This window comes from Streptomyces aureus (assembly GCF_001418135.1).
GTDB classification, from domain to species: domain Bacteria; phylum Actinomycetota; class Actinomycetes; order Streptomycetales; family Streptomycetaceae; genus Streptomyces; species Streptomyces aureus_A.
On sequence record NZ_LIPQ01000466.1, the window covers coordinates 1 to 5,647 of the forward strand.

Consider the following 5,647-nt stretch of genomic DNA (forward strand, 5'->3'; position numbering starts at 1 on the left):
GGCAGGTGTCGGCGGTGCTGTCGGCGGCGCTCGTGTACGAGACGGCGCTGGACGGGCGGACGCCCTGGTACGGGTTCGTGGTGGCGGGGGTGGTGCTGGTGCTGGGCCTGGTGTGGATGCGGCGGGACCCGTGGGGCGAAGGGGCGCCGCCGCCCCTTCGCCCGCTAGCGCGTGCGGCGGACTGATCGGCCTGCCAGGGCCGACGTCCGCTTGCCGTCCTCCATCACGAACTCGCCGTTGATCAGGACGTGCGGGATTCCCGTCGGGAGGGTGCGCGGGGACTCGTACGTCGCTCCCGCTCCTACCGTTCGCGGGTCGAACAGGACCAGGTCGGCCCGGTGGCCCTCACGGATGCGGCCGCGGTCGGTCAGGCCCAGGCGGGCTGCCGGGCGGGACGTCAGGTGGGCCACGCAGTCCTCCAGGGTGAGGACGCCGAGGTCCCGAACGTACCGGCCCAGGTACTGCGGAAACGTGCCGTACGCGCGCGGGTGCGGCTTCAGGCCCTGGAGGATGCCGTCCGAGCCGCCCGTGTGCACCCGATGGCGCATGATCGTCCGGACGTTCTCCTCGTGGCCCACGTGCTGGAGGATCGTCGTGCCGAGCCGGTCCTCCAGGAGGAGCCGGCGGGCCGTCGCCCAGCCGTCCACCCGGCGGCCGACCCAGTCCGCGAGCGTCGCCTCCGACACTCCCGAGACCTCGATCGTGTCCCAGTCCATCGGCACGCCGTGGCAGCCGTCCGAGCCGAGGACCTCCAGGTGGTGCCGGATGCGCTCCGCCGTCTCGTCGTCCCGGAGGCGGGCGAGCACCGCCTCCGGGCCGCCCTCGCTCGCCCAGCTCGGCAGCACGGCCACCAGGGTCGTACAGCCGGGCGTGTACGGGTACGTGTCGAGGCTGATGTCCGAGCCCGCGTCCAGGGCCTCGTCCAGGAGGGCGAGGAGTTCGGGGGCCCTGCCCTCGTTCACGCCGAAGTTCATCGTGGCGTGGGCGAGGTGGAGGGCGCAGCCCGCCTCCCGGGTGAGCCGCACCATCTCCTCGTACGCCTCGAGGGCGCCGGCCCCGTACGAGCGGTGGTGCGGGCAGTAGTAGCCGCCGTACCCCGCCACGACCCGGCAGAGGTCCGTGAGCTCGGCGTCCTTCGCGTACATCCCGGGCGTGTAGGTCAGGCCGGAGGACATGCCGACCGCGCCCTGCTCCATGCCCTCCGCGACCAGCCGGCGCATGTGGTTCAGCTCGGACTCCGTCGCCGGGCGGTCGTCCCAGCCGACGGCGTGCATCCGCACCGTGCCCTGGGGGACCAGGTACGCGGCGTTGACGGCGATGCCCCGGTCCAGCCGGTCCAGGTACTCGCCGACCGTGCGCCAGTCGAAGTCGATGTCGTCGCCCGATCCGTTCCAGCCGGTGATCGCCTTCCGCACCTCGGCGAGCGTGCGGTCGTCGACCGGGGCGTACGACAGGCCGTCCTGGCCCAGGACCTCCAGCGTCACGCCCTGCGCGGCCTTCGCACTGTGGTCCGGGTCGCGGAGCAGCGCGAGGTCGCTGTGGGCGTGCATGTCGATGAAGCCGGGGGAGAGGGCCAGGCCCTCGGCGTCCACGACGCGGCGGGCGGTGGGGCGCTGGCAGCCGGCCGCCGCGCCCTCCTTCACGATCGCGGCGATCCGGCCGCCGTCTATCGCCACGTCGGCGCGGTAGGAGGCGCCGCCGGTGCCGTCGACGACCTCCGCGTCGCGGAAGACGAGGTCCATACCGACTCCTTCTAGAAGAACGTGCGGATGTAGTCGACGACCGTGCCGTCCGCCTCGACCAGCGGGATCAGCTGCCACTTGTCGAAGATCGTGCACGGGTGGGACAGACCCATGCCGAGCCAGTCGCCGACCTCGAGATCGGCGCCCTCTTCCGTCCGTACCCAGGCGTGCTGGTCGGAGAGGCCGGTGACGGTCAGGCCGTCGGCGGCACGGATCTCGCCCGTGCGGGCGTCGCGGACCACCTGCGCCTCCGGGAGGTGCAGGTCGTGGGCGGCGTCGCGCTTGCCGGCGTTGGTGAACGCCTGCTCCGGGGTGGGCCGGGAGACGACCTGCGACCAGAGGCGGAACGCCGGCTCCAGGGCGCCCTCCTCCGGGACCCGGTTGAAGGGGGTCCGCTCGCGGTACTGCCCGTCGTCGTGCGAGACGTACGCGCCGGAGCGCAGCAGCTTCAGAACGGGCAGGGAGAGCCCGGGGATTTTTGCGAACACGTCCGCGACCGCGTCGAACCACTCGCTGCCGCCCGCGCTCACCACGATCTCGCCGATGGCGGGGTCGAAGCGGCCGGCCCTGTCGAAGTCGGCGGCGAGCCCGACGAGCCGGTGCAGCCACTCGCGGACCCGCTCGCCGTCCGCCCCGGGCATCGTGCCCTCGTACCCGGCGACGCCGACGAGCCGCAGGGTGGGGGCGGCCGCGACCGCGTCGGCGACGGCCGCGCACTCCGCCTCCGTCCGGACGCCCGTACGTCCCGTCGCTCCGGCCGCCAGCTCGACGACGACGTCCACGGGGCGGTTGGCGCCGGCCGCGCGCAGGGCCCCGTCCATCAGCTCGACGCCGCGCACGGAGTCGACGTAGCAGAGGAAGCGGAAGTCGGGGTCGGCGTCGAGCTCGCCGGCGACCCAGCGGAGCGCGACCGGGTCGACGACCTCGTTCGCGAGGAAGATCCGGGCGATGCCGTGGGCCCGGTAGACGCGGGCCTGGTGGGGCACGGCGGCGGTGATGCCCCAGGCGCCGTGCTCCAGCTGCCGGCCGAAGAGCTGGGGGGCCATGGAGGTCTTGCCGTGCGGGGCGAAGGCCAGGCCGTGGCGCTCGGCGTAGGTCTCCAGGAGGCGGAGGTTGTGCTCGACGGACTCGGCGGAGAGCGCGAGGACGGGGGTGGTGAAGCCACCGGTGAAGAGGTTGCGCCGCTGGGCGGCGAGCTCGCCGACGGTCAGGCCCTCGGCGTCCGGGGGCAGGGCCTTGAAGCGGTGGTCGACGCGCTCGTTCGCCAGGTCGGGCATGAGGCCTCCTCATCGATGCGTTGCGAAGGATGCAACAGTCATTGCGTATGTCGCTCAATGCTGTCTAGCATCCGGGCCAAGGCCGGGTCAATGGACCCCGCGAGAGCCGCAAGGGAGCGCCAGAGTGGCCGGAGAACCGCCCGCCGTGGACGTCGTGTGCCTCGGCGAGTCCATGGTCACCTTCCTTCCCTCCCGACCGGGCCGCCTCGCCGACGTACCGGCCTTCGAGCGCGCGATCGGCGGCGCCGAGTCCAACGTCGCCTGCGCCCTGGCCGCCGCCGGCCACCGCACCCGCTGGGTCGGCCGGGTCGGCCGGGACGGATTCGGCGACCACCTCGTCGAGACCATCGGGGCCCACGGCGTCGACGTCACCGCCGTCGACCGCGACCCGCGGCGCCCCACCGGCGTCTACTTCCGCACCGCCGCCGACCGCGCCACCGAAGCCCACGAGGTCGTCTACTACCGCGCCGGATCGGCCGCCTCCGCGATGTCGCCCGCGACCGTGCCGTACGAGACCGTCGCCGACGCCCGCGTCCTCCACCTCACCGGCATCACCGCCGCCCTCTCCGACGACTGCCTCGCCCTCATGCGCACCCTCACCGCGCCCCGGGAGGGCCGCCCCCTCGTCTCCTTCGACGTCAACTGCCGCCCCGGACTGTGGCGCGACGGCGCCGCCGGCGCCGGCCCCGTCCTCCTGGAGCTCGCCCGCCGGGCCGACCTCGTCTTCGTCGGCGCCGACGAGGCCGAACAGGCCTGGGGCCTCGGCGACCCGGCCGCGATCCGCGCGGCCCTCCCCGAACCCGCCGTCCTCGTCGTGAAACGGGGCGCCGACGGCGCGACCGTCCACGAACGCACCGCCCCCGGAACCGACACCGTCGTGCACGTGCCCGCCCCCCGCGTCGACGTCGTCGCCGCCGTCGGCGCCGGAGACGCCTTCGCCGCGGGATTCCTCTCCGCCACCCTCCGCGGACTCGACGCCACCGCCCGCCTCCGGCACGGCCACCTGCTCGCCGCCGCCGCCCTCACCGTTCCCGGCGACCTGGCCGCGCCTCCCCGCCGCGCCCACGCCGACCGACTCGCCGCCCTCGCCCCGACCGCCTGGGGCACACTTCAGCTCGGCCCCGGCTGGACGGGGGACGACCAGGAGGGACGTACACCATGAGCCAGACCGTCGACCGGGCACTCAGCATCCTGCCCTTGCTCGCGCAGGGTCCCGCCGACCTCGGACAGGTCGCCGACCGGCTCGGAGTCCACAAGTCCACCGCCCTCCGGCTGCTGCGCACCCTGCACGAGCACGGCCTCGTCTACCGCCAGCAGGACCAGCGGTACCGGCTCGGCGCCCGCCTCTTCGCACTCGCGCAGGAGGCCGTCGAGAACCTCGACATCCGCGAGATCGCGCACCCCCACCTCGCCGCGCTCAACGAACGGATCGGGCACACGATCCACCTCGCCGTCTACGAGGAGGGCGAGGTCCTGTACATCGACAAGGTCGAGAGCCGCTACCCGGTCCGCATGTACTCGCGCATCGGCAAGCCCGTCGCGATCACCGTCGCGGCCGTCGCCAAGCTGCTCCTCGCCGACCTGCCCGAGCCCGAGCGCCGCGCCCTCGCCGGCAAGCTCGACTACCCCCCGTACACGCCCCGTTCGACCCCGAACGCCACCGCCTTCCTCAAGGAGCTGGCGACCGTACGCGAACAGGGCTGGGCCACCGACCTCGGCGGCCACGAGGAGTCCATCAACTGCGTCGGCGCGCCCATCCGCGGCGCCGACGGGCGCGTCGTCGCCGCCATGTCGGTCTCGGCGCCCAACGTGGTCGTCACGGCCGAGGAACTCCTCTCCCTCCTCCCGCAGGTGCGCCGCACCGCGGACGCCATCAGCCGGGAGTACTCCGGCACCTCCCCGAGCAAGGACAGCGCATGACCGACCAGAACCTCGACAAGTCGACCGAGAAGACCGCCCTCACCCCCGCCACCCACACCGCCCCGCCCGCGAAGTTCTCGCACGGCGTGAAGAAGGGCAACATCCTCCAGGTCGCCGGCCAGGTCGGCTTCCTGCCCGCCGTCGAGGGCCGGCCCCCGACCGTCGCCGGCCCGACCCTGCGCGAGCAGACCCTCCAGACCTTCGCCAACGTCAAGGCGATCCTGGAGGAAGGCGGCGCGAGCTGGGACGACGTGATGATGACGCGCGTCTACCTGACGGACGTGGACCACTTCGCCGAGATGAACGCGATCTACAACCAGTACTTCGAGGAGCAGGGCCTCAAGGCCCCCGCCTCCGCCCGCACCACCGTCTACGTCGGGCTGCCCGAGGGCCTCCTCATCGAGATCGACGCCCTCGCCGTCCTCGGCTGACCCGTCCTCGGCTGGCCCGAGCACGGGCGGCCGGAGCCCGCGCGGCCCGAGCACGGGCGGCCGCAGCACACGCGGCCCGAGCACGGACGGCCGCAGCACACGCGGCCCGAGCACACACGGCCCGAGCACACGCCGGAGCACAGACGGCCGGAGCACACGCGGCGGCCCGAGCACACACGGCCGGAGCCCACGCGCCCGAACGGACCTGAACCGATCCACCTGAACCAGCCGCTCCACGGCACGGCGTTCTCCCCGGGAACGCCGTGCCGTGGAGCGG

General features: G+C 73.7%; 5 protein-coding genes and 1 pseudogene. 4 read left to right on the top strand and 2 right to left on the bottom strand.

Annotated elements, in window-relative coordinates; genetic code table 11:
* A pseudogene (locus AOK00_RS30900) lies at positions 1 to 185 on the top strand (polyprenol phosphomannose-dependent alpha 1,6 mannosyltransferase MptB); the annotation flags it as partial.
* On the opposite strand, the gene AOK00_RS30905 reads toward AOK00_RS30900, so the two are convergent.
* Positions 165 to 1,742: an N-acyl-D-amino-acid deacylase family protein gene (locus tag AOK00_RS30905; RefSeq protein ID WP_055603509.1), complete on the bottom strand. Its 1,578-nt coding sequence runs from the start codon at positions 1,740 to 1,742 to the stop codon at positions 165 to 167. The pseudogene AOK00_RS30900 and the gene AOK00_RS30905 overlap by 21 nt on opposite strands.
* Positions 1,743 to 1,753: 11 nt before the next feature.
* Positions 1,754 to 3,019: an alanine racemase gene (locus AOK00_RS30910; RefSeq protein ID WP_055603510.1), complete on the bottom strand. Its 1,266-nt coding sequence runs from the start codon at positions 3,017 to 3,019 to the stop codon at positions 1,754 to 1,756.
* 124 nt (positions 3,020 to 3,143) lie between these two features.
* On the opposite strand from AOK00_RS30910, the gene AOK00_RS30915 reads away from it, so the two are divergent.
* The 3 genes from AOK00_RS30915 to AOK00_RS30925 are packed head-to-tail and all read left to right on the top strand — an operon-like array spanning position 3,144 to position 5,370.
* On the top strand, positions 3,144 to 4,181 hold the full coding sequence (locus AOK00_RS30915) for a sugar kinase (protein WP_055603511.1): 1,038 nt from the start codon (positions 3,144 to 3,146) through the stop codon (positions 4,179 to 4,181).
* Positions 4,178 to 4,939: an IclR family transcriptional regulator gene (locus tag AOK00_RS30920; RefSeq protein ID WP_055603512.1), complete on the top strand. Its 762-nt coding sequence runs from the start codon at positions 4,178 to 4,180 to the stop codon at positions 4,937 to 4,939. The genes AOK00_RS30915 and AOK00_RS30920 overlap by 4 nt, the downstream gene beginning before the upstream one ends.
* The gene (locus AOK00_RS30925; protein WP_055603513.1) at positions 4,936 to 5,370 is read left to right on the top strand and encodes a RidA family protein; all 435 of its coding nucleotides are present in this window, start codon (positions 4,936 to 4,938) and stop codon (positions 5,368 to 5,370) included. Before AOK00_RS30920 ends, AOK00_RS30925 begins: the two co-directional genes overlap by 4 nt.
* Positions 5,371 to 5,647 lie beyond the last annotated feature (277 nt).